The following is a 22,170-nucleotide window of genomic DNA, read 5'->3' as shown; positions in this document are numbered from 1 at the left end:
ATGGCATCAAAAGTTATACACGCATTATATATAGACGACGATATCCTAATGGATGCTGTTAAAAAGGTGCGATCAGAACATTATCATATCGAAGAGGTGTATACTCCTTTTCCTGTTCACGGATTAGATAAAGCTATGGGATTGCCTCATACAAGATTAGCAATTACAGCTTTTATGTATGGATGTGTAGGACTAACGGTAGCAATCACAATGATGAATTTCATTATGATCAAAGATTGGCCACAGGATATAGGTGGTAAACCAAGCTTTAGCTACTTAGAGAATTTGCCTGCTTTTGTTCCTATTATGTTTGAGCTTACCGTGTTTTTTGCGGCGCATTTAATGGTAATTACTTTTTATATGAGAAGTAAATTATGGCCCTTTAAAGAAGCAGAAAACCCTGATGTAAGAACTACAGATGATCATTTCTTGATGGAGGTAGATGCTACAAATAAAAATGTAGATCAACTTACAGAATTGTTAAGTGATACAGGAGCAGTAGAAATTAAAGTAATAGATAAGGAAGAAGATAACCATTAGTAATAATGAAGAATACTATAAAAATATTAGCAGCGGCAATAGTTCTAATTAGTGTTGTTTCTTGTCAAAAAGATACAAAACCTAATTACCAGTATATGCCTAATATGTATGAATCGGTAGGTTATGAAACTTATGGAGAGTATGAGGTTTTTCCTGGAAAACAGGAAGCTATGTTGCCTGTAGAAGGTTCGATCCCAAGAGGATGGATGCCGTATGATTTTGAAAACTCGACAGAGGGATATCAATTAGCAAAAGACACCTTAAAAAACCCTATTCGTTATACAAAAGAAAATGAAGAAGCTGGAAAAGCACTTTATGATATCTATTGTGCAATATGTCATGGTGGACAGGGTGACGGAAAAGGAACGTTGGTAAAAAGAGAAAAGATTTTAGGAGTACCTAGTTATGATGATATAGGAAGAGCCATTACAGAAGGTAGTATCTACCATGTAATGTACTACGGAATCAATTCTATGGGATCTTATGCTTCACAAACTACAGAACACGAACGTTGGCAAATAGTACAATATGTACAAAAGTTAAAGGCAGATCTAGAAGGGAAAACACCTAGAATAGATGCAGATGTAGTGGATGCAGTAGAGATTACCCCAGCAGTGGTAGCTGAAGAAGAAAAGCACGAAACAAAAGAAGATCATAGTAACGCACACTAGTGCATTAGTAAAAAAGTTAAGAATAACGATATTATAAAGATATGTATACGCTATCAAATAGATTAAGATTATTTTCTATCGTACTTATGGTTGTTGGTTTGGTAGGTCTAATTGTTGGATTTGGACAAAGACCAGGATCAATACAAGAGGTGAAAGAAATGATGGCAGCGCACGACGCTCATGGAGGAGGACATGGTGATTCACACGCTGTAAATGATGATCATGCAAAAAATACACATGGTACCGAAACGCATGGAGCGTCAGAAGATGCACATGGAGGCGATGCACATTACGAGCATGTGTTACACCAATTGCAGAACAAACCTTGGGCGGCTTTATACGTTGCAGCGTTTTTCTTCTTTATGATTGCTTTGGGTGTACTAGCGTTTTATGCAATACAATTTGCGGCTCAAGCAGGCTGGTCTCCAGTGTTGTTTAGAGTTATGGAAGCAATAACTGCCTATTTAGTGCCAGGAGGTATCATATTATTTGTAATTCTTGGATTATCAGGATTTCATATAAATCATTTGTTTGTATGGGCAGATCCAGAAGTTGTTGCTCATGATAAACTTATTCAGGGTAAAGCAGGATGGTTAAACGGTACTGGTTTTATTATCAGAGCAATCATCTTTTTAGGAGGATGGATGACGTATCGTCATTTTGCGGTTAAATATTCAAGATTACAAGATGAAGATGCAACTGGAAATAAATGGTACAAAAAGAGTTTTAAGATCTCAGCTGCCTTCCTAGTATTCTTTATTTATACCGAATCTATGGCATCTTGGGATTGGATCATGAGTTTTGACCCGCATTGGTTTAGTACATTGTTTGGATGGTATGTGTTTGCTAGTTTATTTGTATCTGGTATCACAACAATTGCATTGATAACGATATACTTAAAATCAAAAGGATATTTGGATTTTGTAAACAATAGTCATATTCATGATTTGGCAAAATTTATGTTCGGGATTAGTATTTTCTGGACGTATTTATGGTTCTCTCAGTTTATGTTAATATGGTATTCTAATATACCAGAAGAGGTAACCTATTTTATCACAAGAATAGAAGACTATAAACTTCCATTCTTTGGAATGTTAGCAATGAATTTCATATTCCCACTATTGGTTCTAATGAATAGTGATTTCAAAAGAGTAAATTGGTTTGTTGTGATGGCAGGAATTGTTATTCTTTGCGGTCATTATATTGATGTGTTTAATATGGTGATGCCTGCAACGGTAGGAACATCTTGGTTTATCGGGATTAGCGAGATAAGTGCGGTTTTATTATTCTTAGGATTGTTCTTGTTTGTTGTTTTTAGAGCATTAACCAAGGCACCTTTATTAGCAAAAGGAAACCCATATATAGAAGAAAGTAAACACTTTCATTATTAAATTTGAATTGTAAAAAAGAAGATAGATAAAAATGACTGTATTCTTAACCCTAGTAGTTATAGCACTTTTTGGAATCACATTGTGGCAAATGTCCAAGATTTTGAAATTGTCTCAATTAAAAAATGCTGATAATTCTCAAGTAGCCAATGATAAGGATAATGACTTACAAGGTAAGCTCATGCTTGGATTTGTAATATTTCTGTATGTATTAACAGTATACTGTTTTGTACAGTATAGAAGCTTTTTCTTACCAGAATCAGCGTCAGAACACGGTGTGGATTATGACCAATTGATGTTCATCTCTATGGTGCTAATTATGTTTGTTCAGATTATCACTCAAGGATTATTACATTACTTTGCTTATAAGTACAGAGGGAAAAAGGAAAACAAAGCATTGTTTTTTGCAGATAACGATAAGTTAGAATTTATCTGGACTATTATTCCGGTAATTGTATTAGCAGGATTAATCATTTACGGATTGTTTACTTGGACAGATATTATGAATATCGATGAAGAAGAAGGGGATCCTTTAATAGTTGAGTTATATGCATATCAATTTGATTGGAGAGCTAGATACGCTGGTGAGGATAATGAACTTGGAAAAGCAAATGTTAGATTCATAGAAGGACTAAATACATTGGGAATTGATGCTTCAGATACTTATGGTAACGATGATAAGATAACTACAGAATTGCATTTGCCTGTAAATCGAAAAGTGATTTTTAAAATGAGATCGCAAGATGTATTACACTCTGCATATATGCCTTTCTTTAGAGCACAAATGAATGTGGTACCAGGTATGATTACAGAATTTGCATATACACCTACACTGACTTCTGAAGAAATGAAGAATGACCCTTATATGATAGACAAAGTTGCTACCATAAATAAGATAAGGAGAGAGAAGAGTAAAAAATTAGTTGCAGCAGGAGAAGAACCACTAGATGTATATGAGTTTGAGTACTACTTGCTGTGTAATAAAATATGTGGAGTTTCACATTATAATATGCAGATGAAAATTGTTGTAGAATCAGAAGAAGATTATGAAGCTTGGTTAAAAACACAACCAACTTTTAAAGAACAATTATCAGCACAAGCAAGCAACTAAGAGAAAGAAAGAATTAATATAGTATATTAAAAAAGAAATAAGCGATATGTCAGCAATAGCACACGCAGAGGATCACGCTCACGATGATCACGGACATCATAAAGAGACTTTTATTACCAAATATATTTTTAGCCAAGATCATAAAATGATCTCTAAACAATATTTGATTACCGGTTTAATTATGGGGATCATTGGTATCGCAATGTCGATACTATTTAGAATGCAATTGGCATGGCCAGACCATAAATTTACTATTTATGAAGTGCTTTTAGGTAAGTTTGGAGAAGACGGAGTAATGGATCCTGGTATTTATCTTGCATTAGTTACAATCCATGGAACAATTATGGTATTCTTCGTACTTACTGCAGGATTAAGTGGTACATTTAGTAACCTTCTTATTCCGTTACAAATTGGAGCGCGTGATATGGCGTCAGGATTTCTAAATATGATATCATATTGGTTATTCTTTTTAAGTAGTATTATCATGGTGTTTTCTCTATTTGTTGAAGCTGGACCGGCATCTGCAGGATGGACTATCTATCCTCCGTTGAGTGCACTTCCACAAGCAATTGGAGGTTCTGGAGCAGGAATGACACTATGGTTGGTTTCTATGGCAATATTTATTGCTTCTTCATTACTAGGTTCATTAAACTATGTGGTTACAGTAATTAACCTTAGAACCAAAGGAATGTCAATGACAAGAATGCCATTAACTATTTGGGCATTTTTTGTAACAGCAATTATTGGTGTAGTTTCTTTCCCTGTATTATTATCAGCAGCATTACTACTGATTATGGATAGAAGTTTTGGAACCTCTTTCTATTTAAGTGATATCTATATTCAAGGAGAAGTATTACACAATCAAGGTGGTTCCCCTGTATTATTCGAACACTTATTTTGGTTCTTAGGACATCCAGAGGTATATATTGTATTATTACCTGCACTGGGGATAACCTCAGAAATTATAGCGACCAATGCTCGTAAACCGATATTTGGATATAGAGCGATGGTAGCCTCTATTTTAGCAATAGCATTTTTATCTACAATAGTTTGGGGTCACCATATGTTTATTTCAGGGATGAACCCATTCTTAGGATCTGTATTTACATTTACAACCTTATTAATTGCAATTCCATCTGCAGTAAAAGCGTTTAACTATATAACCACTTTGTGGAAAGGTAACTTACAGTTAAACCCTGCTATGTTGTTTTCTATTGGTTTGGTATCAACTTTTATTACAGGAGGACTTACAGGAATTATTTTAGGAGATAGTACATTAGATATTAACGTGCATGATACTTATTTTGTAGTAGCACACTTCCACTTGGTAATGGGTATTTCTGCTCTTTATGGATTGTTTGCAGGGGTATACCATTGGTTCCCTAAGATGTATGGTAAGATGATGAATAAAAACCTTGGATATATACATTTCTGGGTGACTGCAATAGGAGCATATGGAGTATTTTTCCCAATGCACTTTGTAGGAATGGCTGGACTACCACGTCGTTATTATACAAATTCTAATTTCCCATATTTCGATGACCTTGCAGATACCAATGTATTAATTACCGTGTTCGCACTTATTACTGCAGCAGCACAATTGGTGTTCTTGTATAACTTTATTAGTTCTATTTTCTACGGAAAAAAGGCTGTACAGAACCCATGGAAATCGAATACTTTAGAGTGGACAACACCTGTAGAACATATACATGGTAACTGGCCAGGAGAAATACCTAGTGTTCATAGATGGCCTTACGATTACAGTAAGACCAATGAGAATGGTGAATATGTGATTGCAGGACAAGATTATGTGTCACAAATTGTTCCTTTGCAAGAAGGAGAAGAAGAACTACATCACTAGAAGTTCTCTTATAAAAATATTAAAAAAGCCTCTTCATATCATGAAGAGGCTTTTTTGATTTTGAATGATTCTTTATAGGTTTTAACCAAGATCAAATAGACAATAAAATATCTATATAAGATATGTAAGTGTATTCTTTTAAAAGGTTTCATAATATTGAACCAAGATTAAAGAATAGAAAATCTACTATGTCTTCGATCTACTACAAACATAAATCATAGAATTGGTTTTTATTTAGCACAGCGATACTTTGCAAGAATAGATAAATAACGGTGATTACAGTGACTCAAAATCTGAGGGTAAAGTTTTTTACATAGTCTGAATTAAAGTCATTTTTTAAATAAAATGGTGTTGTTACTTGTTTGATATTGTGTATTTTATGAATAATTTAACATTGAAAAACGAATTCTATTTAAAATATTACGAATTCTAAATATAATATAGATATAGTGTATAAAAATATACTTTCGTCATAAAATGTAGCTTCTAATCATAAGTGAACCATTTGTTTTATCATATTACTCAAACCATTACTGTTATGACCACTAAAAAATATTTCAAGGGTTTTTCGATTAATAAAGGGATTACTTTATTAATGTGCTTATTATTTAACTCGTTGTTGATGGCACAAAATGATAATCAATATAAAATTGATGACGAAAAAAATTTTTCAGAAGCGTTATTCTTTTCCTCAAAAGGAGCTTCTCAGAACAAAGTAATAAAAATATCTTCAACAGAAGAGTTAGAGCTTAAAATACAAAAAAAAGAAGGCTCTACAGAAGAGTACTTTGTTTCTGGAACTGTTGTAAATACTAGTTTCAATATAATAAGACCGATTTTTACGATCCAAAAAAAGAATGGTAAGGTGTCAGGAAAAGTTGTTTTTAATGATGATAAACGAGCTCTTAAAATTTCTACGAATAGCTTAAATGAAGTGGTAATAAACGAATCAAGTATTCATGATTATATTTGCGTGATGCCAAAGATTCATAAAGATACCTCCTTAAAAAATGAAGCACCAGAAGAAAAGTTTTCTGGAAATATTATAGAACTACAAAGTCTGCCAGGTGCAGAGCATGTTATTTATTTGGATTTTGATGGAGAATATGTGGTGTTCGATGATCAAACTATAGACGCAAAATCATGGGGCTGGGATAATGATAAAATTGCCAAAATTTGGGAAACAGTAGCACAAGATTACGCTCCTTTCAAGATTAATGTAACCACTAGCAGAGCGGTTTATGATGCAACTCCTAAAAATAAAAGTACCATGGCTATTTTTACACCTACAGATACTATTGCTCCTGGTACAGGAGGATGGGCATGGTTAGGTTCATTTACCTACACAGATGCAATAAGTAATTGTTGGGTATTCAATTCGGATACTGCTGGTGCAGCAGCGAATGGTTCTCATGAAGTTGGCCACGTAATGGGATTAAAGCATGATGGTAAAGGATCATCTGTATATTATAATGGGCATAGTAATTGGGCTCCGATAATGGGGTTTAGTGGAACTAGAAATCGTATGGGACATTGGTCAAAAGGAGAATATGCCGATGCCAATAATCTAGAGGATGATTTGAAGATTATTACAAAACCAGAAAACGGTTTTGGATATAAAACAGATCAACATGGTGACGGTATGAATAATGCTACGCAAATCATATCCGATGCAGTTGGCAATGTAAGTGCTGATAAGAATAAAGGTCTTATAAGTACACCAACTGATAAAGATATGTTTTCTTTTACAACTACAGGAGGCGTTGTCGATCTTGATGTGAAACCTACATCAGAATATACCAACCTAAACATCAAAGCAAGACTTTTGAATGACAAGGGACAAGAAGTTCTTAATTTAAATACATCAGGAGAGATGAGTGCAAAAATCGACTTTCCACTTTATAAAGGGACGTATTACTTAGAGATTGATGGAGCAGGTGAAGGAGCGAATCCAAGTGTGGGATATTCGGATTACTCATCGCTAGGATACTTTACGATATCTGGAAAATATGCTAAGGGTAACGATATTAACGATACACAAGCGCCTTTACCACCAAAAGGACTTAGAGCTTTTAATATATCACAGACTACAATGTATCTTACATGGAATGCTGCACAAGATAATATCGGAGTTATTGGATATCAGCTTTATCAAGTTACTCCTAGTGGGGATAAATTACTTGCCAGGACTACAAGTTTATCATATTATTTATCAGATTTGAATCCTAATACTACGTATAGATATAAGATTAAGGCAATGGATACTCAAAATGTATCCGAGTTTAGTGATGTTTTATCAGTAAAAACATTAAGTGAAGATAGCCTTGATGGTTATTGTGATTCTAGAGGAGAGAGAAATTCAGATTTTAGTTTTATTAGCCGTGTACAACTGGGAGAAATAGACAATAAATCTGAAGGATCGTTGCCAGATACAGAGGATGGTTATTTTGATTATACTCCGTATCAGACTACCACATTGGTAATAGGAGAGACGAATACCATGAAGGTCTCTAGAAGAGGTTGGTCAGATGCGGGATATGGATTTATAGCTTGGATAGATTATAATCAGGATGGTGATTTTGAAGATAAAGGAGAAGAAATTTTTAGGTTGTGGAAAGAAGATTTTGAGATAAGTGCAAATTTTGTGGTGCCTGCTGATGCCAAAAAAGGAAATACGCGTATGCGAGTATCTGCGGATCAAGGTAGCTTTCCTGGACCTTGCTCTATTTTTGATGGAGGTGAGGTAGAGGATTATATGGTGGTTATTGGTACTAAAAATGATGTAGAGCCTACCTGTGATGATGGTATTCAAAATGGAGATGAAACAGGAATAGATTGTGGGGGATCTTGTAAACCTTGCGAGGTTGCAGTAGATGGCGGTGAAGTAACTACTAGTGATGATAAAACAGAAGTTACTACGATAACAGGAGATGGTATTGCAGATGTGATAGCGTTCAAAAATACCAGTACATCAAATGCTACATATCGTTATTTAATTACCGATGATACGGGTAAAATTTTGGCGACCGAAACAAGTTCACATGATTTTGAAGGTGCTTCGGCTGGAGTATGTAGGGTTTACGGAATTTCATTTAACGGAGAATTATCAGTTACGAATAAAAATATTTCAGATACCGCGCTTGCTACATCTGGTTTCGAGATTTCAAAGAATTACATTACAGTAATACGAGAAGAGGATACGCTAAACCCAACTTGTAATGATGGTATTCAAAATGGAGATGAAACAGGAATAGATTGTGGGGGATCTTGTAAACCTTGCGAGGTTGCACTAGATGGTGGTGAAGTAACTACTAGTGATGATAAAACAGAAGTTACTACGATAACAGGTGATGGCATTGCAGATGTGATAGCGTTCAAAAATACCAGTACATCAAATGCTACATATCGTTATTTAATTACCGATGATACGGGTAAAATTTTGGCGACCGAAACAAGTTCACATGATTTTGAAGGTGCTTCAGTTGGAATATGTAGGGTTTACGGAATTTCATTTAACGGAGAATTATCAGTTACGAATAAAAATATTTCAGATACAGGGCTTGCTACGTCTGGTTTTGAGATTTCAAAGAATTACATTACAGTAATACGAGAAGAGGATACGCCTGACCCTACCTGTGATGATGGTATTCAAAATGGAGATGAAACGGGTGTAGATTGTGGGGGATCTTGTAAACCTTGTACAACATTAGAATATTGCGAATCTGGAAGTGAAAATTCGGGAGAGGATTATATAAGTAACTTCTCTTTAGGAAGTATAAATAAAAATTCAGAAGGAAAGAGTTATAGTGATTTTACTTCAGAATCTACTAATCTTAACCTAGGAAGTAAAGCTTCTTTTATAATAACACCAACATGGTCGGGCACTATATATAATGAAGCATATGGGATATGGATCGATTACAATCAGGATGGGGATTTTGAAGATCCAGAAGAACAAGTGTTTAGTAAAGCGGCTTCTAGAGATACTTCTATTACAGGAGAATTTACAGTACCTTCTGATGCAAAAGATGGAGCAACAAGATTACGTGTGATTATGAGATATAATACAGTGCCATCTCCTTGTGGCAGTTTCAATTATGGAGAGGCAGAAGATTATACCGTAAATATTGGAGGAGTAGTTGATCCAGACCCAACTTGTGATGATGGTATTCAGAATGGAGATGAAACCGGTATAGATTGTGGTGGTTCATGTGCTCCTTGTGATACTAGTGGTACTATAGTATATGTTGATAATGATGATATCACGACATCTTCCTCTAGTACATGGAATTTCTTTAGGATAGAAAAGGGTGATGATAGAAGCTATGGGGCATGGTATAACGGAAATTCTATTTACTTGGTTACGTATAATAAAGGTATTGTAACGACCAATGGTAATGGTAATCAAATAGTATTATTAAGCGAAGGTGTAGAAGTTGGAGCTTCTAGTAATTTTAGTACTGACAGTAGTTCTAATGTAATAGCTTCAAACACTTATACCGATAATAAAGGTAAATCTGGATATATCGGAATCTCTTTCGAACTTGATGGAAATACCCACTACGGTTGGTTCTATATTGAAGTTTCAGAAGATGGTCTGTCATATACAATATTAGACTATGCTTACAATACAACTGCAGGCCAAGGTTTGATAACAACAAGAAATACTTCATTAAAGGGAGATGTAAATGCAATTAAAAAAGTTAAAATTTACCCTAATCCGTTTCAACAAGACACTACTCTTGATGTAAGTGATTTTGAACAAGAAACTTTTACCATAACCGTTTACAGTGTTTTAGGAAAAGAACTTTATAAAAAATATTACAATCAAAACCCTCAAAAGATTAAAATTGATCAAAGTATACTATCAGATGTAGGTTATTATTTAGTGAAATTCACATCTGAAAAGGCTACTCAAACGTACGCCATTATAAAAAAGTAGTTTAGAAGATACTTTTATCCAAATAGTTAAAATAGCTAACCACTCTTTACTTGGATTGGTTAGCTATTTTAATAAGACCGTATAACATATACAATGTAAGAGATGTGTATTCGTAATCCTATGATTAAAACGAACAACTTATTTTGTTGATTAAAAAGACTATGTTTTATGATTTTTTTTGACTAAAACGAATTCTAATTTAATGGTGGCGAATTCTAAATAAAATTTTCGAATAGTTTTTAAAAAGTTGTATTTTAGATGTTTAAAACTTAAAATTTGTAAAAAAGTTCTACTTTTTTATGATTAAATACTAACTCAACTTAAATACACATTATGACAACTAAAACCTCAGTACGTCATCTTAATACCCTATGTTGTAGCGGTATTAGCTTATTACAACTTTTAATGCTGTTTTTTAGCTTTAATAGTTATTCACAAAGTTCAAAGAATCCAAGAGATATTACCTCTATTCTTTCTAATCCTTTTTATAAAGAAGCTTCAGATTCTGAGAACTTGGCATCAAGGCAAACGAATCAGCGATTAACCTTTGCAGAAATTGTAGAAGAAGCAGATGCTTATTTCGAAAAAAAATACCCAGGTCTAAGTGCAAAAGAACTTACGTCTGGAGAATTTTATGATAGTAAATTTGTGAAATATCAAAGATGGAAAAGCTTTTGGAAAAACCATTTAAATGCCGATGGTACGTTAGCCGATTATACAAAACCGTGGGTTGCGCAATCCAGAAAATCGAAAAAAGGAAATGCTGCCAGTTGTTCCAATTCCGATTATGATGTAACTTGGTCAGGGGTTAATTATAATGGAAATTTTGGTTACCAAATAGATATGGGTAGGGTAAGCAGTTTAGGTTTTCACCCAACCGATCCAAATACTTTTCTTGTAGGGGCTGCATTTGGAGGACTATGGAAAACTACAGATGGTGGGCAGTCATACATAAACTTAAATGATGATTTGCCACATACAGCAGTAGCAGATATTATTATAGATGAAGCAAACCCAAACAGAATTTTTATTGCATTAAGTGATATTGTATGGTATGGTCCAGCAGGAATTGGGGTATATGAGTCCACCGATGGAGGGGTGAGTTTTAGTCCGACAAGTTTGACATTTAATATGTCTGATGGTGTTAGAATATTTGAGATGGATGTAAACCCTAATAACCCGGCAGAAATACTAGTAGCTACCTCAAATGGTCTTTATAAAACAACTAATCGTTTTGCAACCAATAGTAAGATTTTGAATCAAAGCGTAGCAGCCGTTAAGTATAATTTGAATAGGAATAATGTTGTACACGTAGGGGGTTCTAATGGGAGATATCATGTAAGTACCAATAATGGACAAAGTTTTAGTTCGCAAAACTTTGGTTCTGGACAATTGAGAATCGCTATCTCTAATAAAGCAAACTCTGGATATGTAGCAATAACCAATGGCAATAGATTAAATGTTTCTACCGATTTTGGACAAAATTTTAGTCAAAAAACATTACCAGAAAGTAATTGTGTAATTTCCTTTGCTAATAATTCTGATACAAATCTTGCTATAGGTAATTTTGAATGCTATCGTTCTACCAACTCAGGAAATAGTTTTAGGGCTACCACACAATGGTTAGGTCAAAGTGGTTTACCTTTTATTCATGTAGATCAGAGAAATATTTATACCAATCCATTACAAAATGACTATATCTACTATTGTAATGACGGAGGGGTTTTTAGATACTCGGTATCTGGAAGTAATTTCGCTAACTTATCATCTGATTTGCTGATTACCCAATATTATGATATAGCTGTTTCTCAAACCGATCCAAATATATTAGGAGCGGGATCACAAGATAATGGTAATGTTACTAGAAACTCGAATGGTCAGTGGCAAAGCTATATCCCTACCGCAGATGGGATGGGACAAGAAATTGACTTTAATGACCCAAGTACTAGATATTATTCTATTCAAAACGGAGGTTTAAACCGATGGGTAAATGGTAGTAAAAGAAATATATCTCCTCCTGGAGAAAACGGAAGGGGAGCTTGGGAAATGCCTTTTAAATTAGATCCAAATAACTCAAATAGAATAATAGCGGGTTATAATAGTGTGTATGCTTCTAATAACAAAGGAAATTCTTGGACTGTAATAGGTGATAATATTAGCCCATCAAGAGACTTGGAGCAAATTGCAATTGCCAAATCAAATTCAAATAAAATATATGCATCCCAATACAATAGGGTGTTTGCTAAAAATGCTTCCAATAATAATTGGACTACCTATACAACCCCGGTAAGTCAAACTATTACCGACCTCGAAGTACATCCAACCAACGAAAATATTGTATACATATCTTATGGAGGATTTACCAGCAATTCAAAAGTCTATAGATCTCTGGATGGTGGTAAAAACTGGCAGAATATCTCTTATAATTTACCCAACTTACCCATAATGTCTCTAGAAACATACGATAGTATTGCAGGTTCTATATTTGTGGGAAGCTATCGAGGTGTTTACTTTTTAGATGCTAATAGTAGTGAATGGAAAAAATATGGATGTTTACCTAATACCTCTGTAAATGATATAGAAATTCAATACCTTAACGGTGATAAAATATTCATAGGGACTCATGGTAGAGGGATTTATGAAGCTCCTCTTTCTCCGTTACAATGTAATACAGTGGTTACTCCTTATGTAAATGGAGGTAGTAATTGGGTGCAACAAAATACGTTGGAGACCTGTGCAGGAAAAGATATTTATTTAGGGATGCAAGGTGTAGGCACAGCAAATGTTAGAATACAATATCCTAATGGTACTGTTGATAACACTCCGGATATTGCCGATCCTTCAACTGCATGGCAGTTTAAAAATGTACAGGCTAGTGATGCAGGAGCATATACGGTATATTATAATAATGGAGGATGTGAAGGCAAGGCCGTGATTACCCTATCTGTTGAGCCTTGTGTAAGCACAGAGTATTGTGAAGCTAAAGCATCAAATTCTTCAGACGAATATATTAGTCGTTTTCAGTTAAGGTCTATCGATAATGCTTCTACTTCAGATGGAGGATATAGTGATTTTACCAGTTTATCTACTGGTCTTTCCAAGGATACTAGTCATAATTTTACGATCACCCCAACATGGTCAGGTACCGTATATAGTGAAGCATATGGTATATGGATAGATTATAACCAAGATGGAGATTTTGAAGATCCAGAAGAACAAGTGTTTAGTAAAGCGGCTTCTAGAGATACTTCTATTCCAGGAGAATTTACAGTGCCTTCTGATGCAAAAAATGGAGCTACAAGATTACGTGTGATTATGAGATATAATACAGTGCCATCTCCTTGTGGTACTTTTAATTATGGTGAGGCAGAAGATTATACCGTAAATATTGGAGGAGTAGTTGATCCAGACCCAACTTGTGATGATGGTATTCAGAATGGAGATGAAACTGGTATAGATTGTGGTGGTTCATGTGCTCCTTGTGATACTAGTGGTACTATAGTATATGTTGATAATGATGATATCACGACATCTTCCTCTAGTACATGGAATTTCTTTAGGATAGAAAAGGGTGATGATAGAAGTTATGGGGCATGGTATAACGGAAATTCTATTTACTTGGTTACGTATAATAAAGGTATTGTAACGACCAATGGTAATGGTAATCAAATAGTATTATTAAGCGAAGGTGTAGAAGTTGGAGCTTCTAGTAATTTTAGTACTGACAGTAGTTCTAATGTAATAGCTTCAAACACTTATACCGATAATAAAGGTAAATCTGGATATATTGGATTTTCTTTCGAACTTGATGGCAATACCCACTATGGATGGTTTTATGTAACAGTTGCTGCTGATGGAATGTCCTATAGCATTTTAGATTATGCATATAATACTACAGCAGGACAAAGTTTATTGACTACTAGAAACACGAATAAGTCACAAAGCGCTGGTAGAAAAACAAGCGTATCTCCTAATCCATTTAGTGATAACTTAACTGTTGATGTAAGTGGTTTGGGTAATGAGAATTTTACAATGACTATATATAGTGTTTTAGGAAAAGTAATATATCAAAAAGTATATACCGATAACCCTTATACAATTACACTTGGAGAAAAAGAGATTAGCCGTACCGGAAACTACTTTATTAAGTTTGTTTCTGGATCAAGGATAGAAGCTCATGCAGTTATAAAAGAGTAGTTGTAAGAAACTATTGAAAAAGAAAAAGAGACTGTCATTTTTGGCAGTCTCTTTTTCTTTTTTATTACTTTAGCAGCATTAACGATAGCGATTTGATAAGGTTGCTATATCATTAGTAAAGACGGGATACGATGAACGAAAACCTTAATCCATCAAACGAAAACTATTCGAACGAAGAGCTTGATGTCGAAAGAGCACTTAGACCACTTGCTTTTGAAGATTTTGCAGGTCAGGATCAAGTTCTCGAGAATCTAAAGGTTTTTGTACAAGCAGCTAATTTACGTGATGAAGCATTAGATCATACCTTGTTTCATGGACCACCGGGATTAGGAAAAACTACCCTGGCACATATTTTATCAAATGAATTAAATGTAGGTATCAAAGTAACATCTGGACCCGTACTGGATAAACCGGGTGATTTGGCTGGATTGTTAACCAATCTAGAAGATAGAGATGTATTGTTTATAGATGAGATTCATCGACTAAGCCCCATTGTAGAAGAGTATTTGTATTCGGCTATGGAGGATTATAAGATCGATATCATGATCGAGAGCGGTCCTAATGCCAGAACCGTTCAAATTAATCTTAATCCATTTACATTGGTAGGAGCGACGACAAGATCAGGACTGTTGACAGCTCCTATGCGAGCGCGTTTTGGGATACAATCCCGCTTACAATATTATACTACAGAATTATTGTCTACCATTGTAGAAAGAAGTGCACATATTTTAAATGTCCCCATTTCTATGGAAGCCGCGATCGAGATAGCAGGTAGAAGTAGAGGTACTCCCAGGATCGCAAACGCTTTATTGCGTAGGGTACGTGATTTTGCTCAAATAAAAGGAAACGGTAAGATTGATATAGAAATCTCAAAGTTTGCTCTTAAAGCTCTTAATGTAGATGCGCATGGTCTGGATGAGATGGATAATAAGATTTTATTGACCATGATCGATAAGTTTAAAGGAGGCCCCGTTGGATTAACGACGATAGCAACTGCAGTAAGTGAAAGCCCAGAGACGATAGAAGAAGTGTACGAACCATTTTTGATACAACAAGGATTTATTATGCGTACCCCACGAGGTAGAGAAGTTACAGAAGCAGCGTATAAACATTTAGGAAGAAATAAAGGTGGGATACAAGGTGGATTGTTTTAAAAAAATGATATAGTAAAAAATAAGGCATGTCTACAACAAATCTCCCCAAAGTATCTTTTTTAAAAGTATATAGAAACGCCAAACGTATCCTTAAAAACCCGTTACCTTTTCATCGAGAAAATTTTGAAAAACTAGGAGATGTCTTCGTGGTACGATTAGGATTAAAAAGCAGAGCTGTTTTTACACGTGATCCACTTCATGCAAAACATGTATTGCAAAAGCACCATAAAAAATATGATAAGTCCGCATTGCAAACAAAAGACTTAGGAAAGTATATAGGAGAAGGTTTGCTCACTGCTAATGGAGAAAAATGGTTAAAACAAAGACGCTTAATTCAGCCTGCGTTTCATAAAGAAAAGTTAGAAGCTATTGCGGCAACCATTCGAGAGGTGATTAAAGAAGAACTTTTACAGATCAAACCTGATCAAGAGATCGATGTGCATCCTATTATGGGAGATTTGGCGTTTAACGTAGTAGGAAAATCTCTGTTTAGTTACTCAGATGATGGAAGTACGATTTCAAGATTAAAAGAGATTACAGAAACCGTTCAGAAATCATTGATTAAAGAGATTAGACAACCCTACAAACGCTGGTGGTTCTTGTTTAGCGGAGCAATAAGAAATACTTTTAAGCAAACCGATGAGGCAAGAGCAATTTTAAATAAGATTATAGAAGAACGAAGACAGTCAGAAGAAAAATATGATGATTTGCTGGATATGCTCTTAGAGGCAAGATATGAAGATGGAGGAGGTATGGATAATGAGCAATTGATCGATGAAATTTTGATTTTGTTTATCGCTGGTCATGAGACTACTTCTAATGCGTTGTCTTTTACACTTCAGCTTTTGGCAATGCATCCAGAAATACAAGAAAAAATTTATAAAAATATACAGGCTATAGAAATAGAGAGCCTGTCTTTTGTAGAACAAAGTATAAAATGTCGATATGTAAAGCAATGTATAGAAGAGGCAATGCGTTTATATCCGCCGGCATATTTTGCAGATCGTGTAACCGTAGAAGAAGATGTGTATAATAATCTTGTGTTCCCAAAAGGGTCTATGTTGTTAATTTCATTTTACGAAATTCATAGGCATAAAGATTTTTGGAAAAACCCAACACAATTTGATCCTGATAGATTTCATCCAGATCGTAAAAAAGAATATTCAAACTGTTATTTTCCTTTTGGTGCAGGACCCAGGATGTGTATCGGAAACAATTTTGCGATGTACGAAATGATTTTTACAATTAGTGAACTTGTAAAAAAGTACCAGATAACTACCAATGAAAAAGAGGTGAGGATTAATCCGTTAATTACTTTGAAGCCCAAAAATGCAACGCTTGCTTTTAAGCAACGATGATTTTTATTTAGTATAAGAAAGCGTATTTTTGAAATTCGTTTCCGAAACAATTCATTTGAATCCAAAAGCTAAACACACCCAATTGATAAAAACCGAAGCAAAACGCCTTGGTTTTTTATCCTGTGGTATTAGCAAAGCCGAGTTTTTAGAAACTGAAGCTCCTAGATTAGAAAACTGGTTAAATCAAAATAGACATGGGCAAATGTCGTATATGGAAAACCACTTTGACAAACGTCTCGACCCAACCAAACTTGTAGATGGCGCAAAGAGTGTTGTTTCCTTACTTCTTAACTACTTTCCCTTAGAAGTCCAAAAAGATCAAGAAGCTCCCAAAATTTCTAAATATGCTTATGGGCAGGACTATCATCATGTGATTAAAGCCAAACTCAAACAATTACAAGAATTCATTACAGAAAATATAGGAGAAGTTGGTGGTAGAGCCTTTGTAGATTCTGCTCCCGTATTGGATAAAGCTTGGGCGGCAAAAAGTGGATTAGGATGGATTGGTAAAAACAGTAACTTACTAACTCAAAAAGTCGGGTCTTTTTATTTTATTGCAGAGTTAATCATAGATCTCGAATTAGAATATGATACTCCGGTAACCGATCATTGTGGCACATGTACAGCATGTATAGATGCATGTCCTACACAGGCGATAGTAGAACCTTATGTGGTAGATGGCAGTAAGTGTATCTCTTATTTTACTATAGAGCTAAAAGAAGAGATCCCCAATGATGTTAAAGGGCAGTTTGATAACTGGATGTTTGGTTGCGATGTATGCCAGGATATATGTCCCTGGAATCGTTTCTCGAAACCACACAATGAACCTCTTTTTAATCCTAAGCCAGAATTATTAGAGATGTCAAAAAAGGATTGGCATGAGATTACCCAAGAGGTGTTCTCAAAAGTATTTCAAAAATCTGCAGTAAAGCGAACTAAGTTTTCTGGGCTCACTCGTAATCTAGATTTTTTGAAAAATGATTAAAAATAGTAGTGATTGCTTGCCCAAAATAAAATATCATCATTTACAAACGACCAGATTGTAGATTAAAACAACCTTTTGTTTTCACGGCACGTTAAAGTTGTCGTATGAATAAGAATTGTGCTTATAATGCAAAAGGGTATATTCTCTATCAAATAAATATTTTTAATATATGGTAGGAATTCATGAATTTCGATACACTTCCTTTTTATTCCTACCATATAAAATTTACATTTGAGAAATACACAAATATCTTTGGAAGATAACAATCAGACCAAAGAAAAAGCCTTGTTAGATCGGTTTTATATAAAAGATGAATGGGTTTATAAGGCGTTTCTAGGAACGAACGTTTATTAGTAACTTAAATATGTATCAAATGAAAAACATTTTAAATTTAGATGGAGTAAAAAAGATTGGAAAGCAAGCGCAAAAACAAATACAAGGAGGTTGGAGAAGATTTAATTATTGTAAACCATCGAATCCAAGGCAATGTTGTTTTAGATTACCTAATGGTCAAGAAATTTGTGATGCTGGAAGGTGTTCAGGAACCCGATGTCTATATTGGGAATAGCATTAAAATTTGAACAAAGAAACTGGATTTTTTATGAGTCCAGTTTTTTTATGTTTTGTTAGTGACAAGCAGGCTTTTATAAAAGACCATATTCAAAAAACAAATAGGGTTTTTGGTTGGATTATTAGAAAAATCTAATAAAATCTTATAAAGGATATGGATTTCTCAAAAATTTTGAAATATAATTCATTTTTAATTTCTGAATCTCGTACATACTTGTACCTTTGTACTCTTATTTTTTACACATTTATCTTAACGTAGTATGAGTATCGAAAGTAAAAGAAGAGAAGCGTTAGTATATCACGCAAAGCCTACTCCAGGTAAAATTAAAGTGGTCCCCACCAAAAAATATGCAACCCAAAGAGATTTGTCATTAGCGTATTCTCCAGGAGTTGCAGAACCATGTTTGGAGATAGAAAAAAATAAAGCAGATGTTTATAAATATACTGCAAAAGGAAATCTTGTTGCTGTAATATCTAACGGAACAGCGGTTTTAGGTTTAGGAGATATTGGACCTGAAGCTTCTAAGCCAGTGATGGAAGGAAAAGGGTTGCTTTTTAAGATTTTTGCAGATATTGATGTTTTTGATATAGAGGTAGATACCAAAGATGTAGATGCATTTATAGAAACAGTAAAAAATATAGCACCTACTTTTGGAGGAATTAACCTTGAAGATATTAAAGCTCCCGAAGCATTTGAAATAGAAAGACGCTTAAAAGAAGAGCTTGATATTCCTGTAATGCACGATGATCAACATGGGACAGCTATTATTTCTGCTGCTGCATTGTTAAATGCATTAGAAATAGCAGAAAAGAAAATAGATGAGGTTAAGATTGTGGTGAGTGGTGCAGGTGCTGCTGCAGTGTCATGTACAAGATTGTATAAAGCTTTTGGAGCACGTTCTGAAAATATCGTAATGACCGATAGTAAAGGTGTGATTCGTAAGGATAGAGATAATCTTACCAAAGAAAAGGCAGAGTTTGCAACCGATCGAGATCTTAGTACATTAGAAGATGCGATGAAAGAGGCAGATGTATTTATTGGGTTGTCTATGGCAAATCTAGTATCAGAAAATATGTTGGTTTCTATGGCAGAAAACCCTATTGTTTTTGCGATGGCAAATCCAGATCCGGAAATAAAATATGATCTGGCTATAAAAGCTAGAAAAGATGTGATTATGGCTACTGGTCGAAGTGATCATCCTAATCAGGTAAATAACGTATTAGGATTTCCTTTTATTTTTAGAGGAGCATTAGATGTAAGAGCTACAGGAATCAATGAAGAAATGAAAATGGCGGCGGTAAAAGCATTGGCCGAATTGGCAAAAGAACCAGTTCCTGAACAGGTGAATATTGCTTATGGTGAAACCCGCCTTAATTTTGGACGTGAATATATTATTCCAAAACCATTTGATCCAAGACTAATAGCAAAGGTTCCTCCTGCGGTAGCTAAAGCGGCTATGGAAAGTGGAGTGGCAACAGAACCAATAAGCAATTGGGAGAAGTACGAAGATGAGCTTTTAGAGCGAATGGGTAATGATAATAAATTAGTAAGATTATTATTAGATAGAGCCAAAACGAACCCAAAACGTATCGTTTTTGCAGAAGCAGATCACCTAGATGTTCTTAAGGCAGCTCAAACGGTGATGGAAGAACGAATAGGGTTCCCTATTTTATTGGGACGCAAAGATGTGATTATTGAGCTGATGCAAGAGATTGATTTTGATCCAACTGGGATTGATATTATAGATCCAAAATCAGATGAAGAAAAAGAAAGAAAAAATCGTTACGGTAAAAAGTATTGGGAAACCCATAAACGAAAAGGAATCACCTTGTATGATGCAGAAAAATTAATGCGTGAGCGTAATTATTTTGCTGCAATGATGGTAAACGAAGGAGATGCAGATGCATTATTGTCAGGTTATTCTCGAAGTTATGCAACTGTAGTAAAACCAATGTTAGATCTTATTGGATTGGCTAAAGGAGCGGCTCGGGTTGCAACGATGAATGTAATGATGACAGATAAAGGCCCATTGTTTATCAGTGATACTTCAATAAATATTGAGCCTTCTTCAAAAGAGTTGGCAAAAATTGCCCAAATGACAGCAAGGACGGTAGAAATGTTTGGTATTAAACCAGTAGTAGCAATGGTGTCATATGCTAACTTTGGATCATCCAAACACCCGGCTGCAGATAAGGTAAAAGATGCCGTTTCTTATTTGCATAGGTATCATCCTAACTTAATTGTTGATGGAGGATTGCAGATTAATTTTGCGCTAAACAAGGAAAAAAGAAGCGATAAGTTTCCGTTTTCTAAATTAAACGGACAAAAGGTGAATACACTCGTGTTTCCTAATTTAGACTCTGCAAATAGTAATTATAAATTATTAGGAGAGATTAATAACTCAGAGTCTATTGGTCCTATTATGATGGGAATGAATAAACCCGTGCATATATTGCAATTAGGAGCAAGCGTAGAAGAGATTATAAATATGGCTGCAGTTGCAGTTATTGATGCTCAAGAAAAAGAAAAAAGAGAATTGTATTATATGTCATTGGCTCCAAAAGAGACGGTGTGATTTTAAGAAAGAACTAAAACAAAAGAAGTGCTTAGTCCTTTTGTTTTTTAGATATTGCCTAAATATGGTAATAAAAGAGACTGTTGCGAAGCGGTCTCTTTTTTTGTTTAAAAACATAGTTGCTGTATGAGGCTAGTATATCGATTCAGTAATATTTGCTATATATAATAGAAACCTAATTTATGTAGGATAATTTTCTTACTTTTGGATGCTTAATAAATTAGAACTCTTTTAATGATCACACATATCAAAGGAAGGCTTGTAGAAAAAAATCCAACCAACGTTGTTATAGAATGTGGAGGTGTAGGATATTTTTTACATATCTCATTGCATACTTATTCTTTGATTTCAGAAGGAGAAGCTCTTCAGTTATATACACATTTACAAGTTAAAGAAGATTCTCATACGTTGTTTGGTTTTGTAGAAAAGTCTGAAAGAGAGATTTTTAGGTTGTTGATTTCTGTTTCAGGAATTGGAGCCAGTATTGCCAGAACAATGTTGTCATCTTTACATCCTGATCAAATCAAAGAAGCGATCGCTTCTAGTGATGTTGCTACCATTCAATCTATTAAAGGTATTGGTGCCAAAACAGCACAACGGGTCATTATTGACCTAAAAGATAAAATATTAAAAGTGTATAATCTGGATGAAGTTTCAGTAGTAGAAAACAATACTAATAAAAATGAAGCGTTATCTGCATTAGAAACACTTGGCTTTAATCGAAAAATTGCAGAAAAAGCAGTGGATCGTGTTTTAAAAACTAACCCCAAAGAAACAGTTGAAAATATTATTAAACAGGCACTAAAAAATTTATAAA

13 protein-coding genes are annotated in these 22,170 nt (G+C 34.6%); all 13 read left to right on the top strand.

Annotated elements, in window-relative coordinates; genetic code table 11:
• The 13 genes from ABW636_RS02020 to ruvA all read left to right on the top strand — a co-directional run bounded on the left by ABW636_RS02020 (position 1) and on the right by ruvA (position 22,169).
• Complete coding sequence (locus tag ABW636_RS02020) at positions 1 to 540, top strand: DUF3341 domain-containing protein (protein ID WP_367588280.1); 540 nt, start codon at positions 1 to 3, stop codon at positions 538 to 540.
• Positions 541 to 545: 5 nt separating this feature from the next.
• Complete coding sequence (locus ABW636_RS02015; protein WP_367588279.1) at positions 546 to 1,211, top strand: c-type cytochrome; 666 nt, start codon at positions 546 to 548, stop codon at positions 1,209 to 1,211.
• A gap of 41 nt (positions 1,212 to 1,252) precedes the next feature.
• Positions 1,253 to 2,602, top strand: a complete 1,350-nt coding sequence (locus ABW636_RS02010; protein WP_367588278.1) for a quinol:cytochrome C oxidoreductase — start codon at positions 1,253 to 1,255, stop codon at positions 2,600 to 2,602.
• 31 nt (positions 2,603 to 2,633) lie between these two features.
• Positions 2,634 to 3,710, top strand: a complete 1,077-nt coding sequence (locus tag ABW636_RS02005) for a cytochrome c oxidase subunit II (protein ID WP_367588277.1) — start codon at positions 2,634 to 2,636, stop codon at positions 3,708 to 3,710.
• 46 nt (positions 3,711 to 3,756) lie between these two features.
• Positions 3,757 to 5,571 carry a cytochrome c oxidase subunit I gene (locus ABW636_RS02000; RefSeq protein ID WP_367588276.1) on the top strand — a complete coding sequence of 605 codons (1,815 nt, stop codon included), beginning with the start codon at positions 3,757 to 3,759 and terminating at the stop codon, positions 5,569 to 5,571.
• A 538-nt stretch (positions 5,572 to 6,109) separates the two neighbouring features.
• On the top strand, positions 6,110 to 10,513 hold the full coding sequence (locus ABW636_RS01995) for a GEVED domain-containing protein (RefSeq protein ID WP_367588275.1): 4,404 nt from the start codon (positions 6,110 to 6,112) through the stop codon (positions 10,511 to 10,513).
• Positions 10,514 to 10,846: 333 nt separating this feature from the next.
• Positions 10,847 to 14,710, top strand: a complete 3,864-nt coding sequence (locus ABW636_RS01990) for a VPS10 domain-containing protein (protein ID WP_367588274.1) — start codon at positions 10,847 to 10,849, stop codon at positions 14,708 to 14,710.
• Positions 14,711 to 14,841: 131 nt separating this feature from the next.
• Positions 14,842 to 15,864 carry a Holliday junction branch migration DNA helicase RuvB gene (gene ruvB / locus ABW636_RS01985; protein ID WP_367588273.1) on the top strand — a complete coding sequence of 341 codons (1,023 nt, stop codon included), beginning with the start codon at positions 14,842 to 14,844 and terminating at the stop codon, positions 15,862 to 15,864.
• Positions 15,865 to 15,890: 26 nt separating this feature from the next.
• Positions 15,891 to 17,222 (top strand): cytochrome P450, encoded by a 1,332-nt coding sequence (locus tag ABW636_RS01980; protein ID WP_367588272.1) that lies wholly within the window; start codon positions 15,891 to 15,893, stop codon positions 17,220 to 17,222.
• A 55-nt stretch (positions 17,223 to 17,277) separates the two neighbouring features.
• A complete protein-coding gene (gene queG / locus ABW636_RS01975; RefSeq protein ID WP_367588287.1) occupies positions 17,278 to 18,207 on the top strand; it encodes a tRNA epoxyqueuosine(34) reductase QueG in 930 nt (309 codons plus the stop codon).
• Positions 18,208 to 18,580: 373 nt separating this feature from the next.
• Positions 18,581 to 18,775 (top strand): hypothetical protein, encoded by a 195-nt coding sequence (locus tag ABW636_RS01970; protein WP_367588271.1) that lies wholly within the window; start codon positions 18,581 to 18,583, stop codon positions 18,773 to 18,775.
• Between the two features lie 262 nt (positions 18,776 to 19,037).
• Positions 19,038 to 21,353 carry an NADP-dependent malic enzyme gene (locus tag ABW636_RS01965; RefSeq protein WP_367588270.1) on the top strand — a complete coding sequence of 772 codons (2,316 nt, stop codon included), beginning with the start codon at positions 19,038 to 19,040 and terminating at the stop codon, positions 21,351 to 21,353.
• A 234-nt stretch (positions 21,354 to 21,587) separates the two neighbouring features.
• On the top strand, positions 21,588 to 22,169 hold the full coding sequence (gene ruvA / locus ABW636_RS01960) for a Holliday junction branch migration protein RuvA (RefSeq protein ID WP_367588269.1): 582 nt from the start codon (positions 21,588 to 21,590) through the stop codon (positions 22,167 to 22,169).
• Position 22,170: the final 1 nt, after the last annotated feature.

This window comes from Aquimarina discodermiae, assembly GCF_040786235.1.
Taxonomy (GTDB): domain Bacteria; phylum Bacteroidota; class Bacteroidia; order Flavobacteriales; family Flavobacteriaceae; genus Aquimarina.
This window is presented reverse-complemented; position numbering and strand designations above follow the sequence as displayed.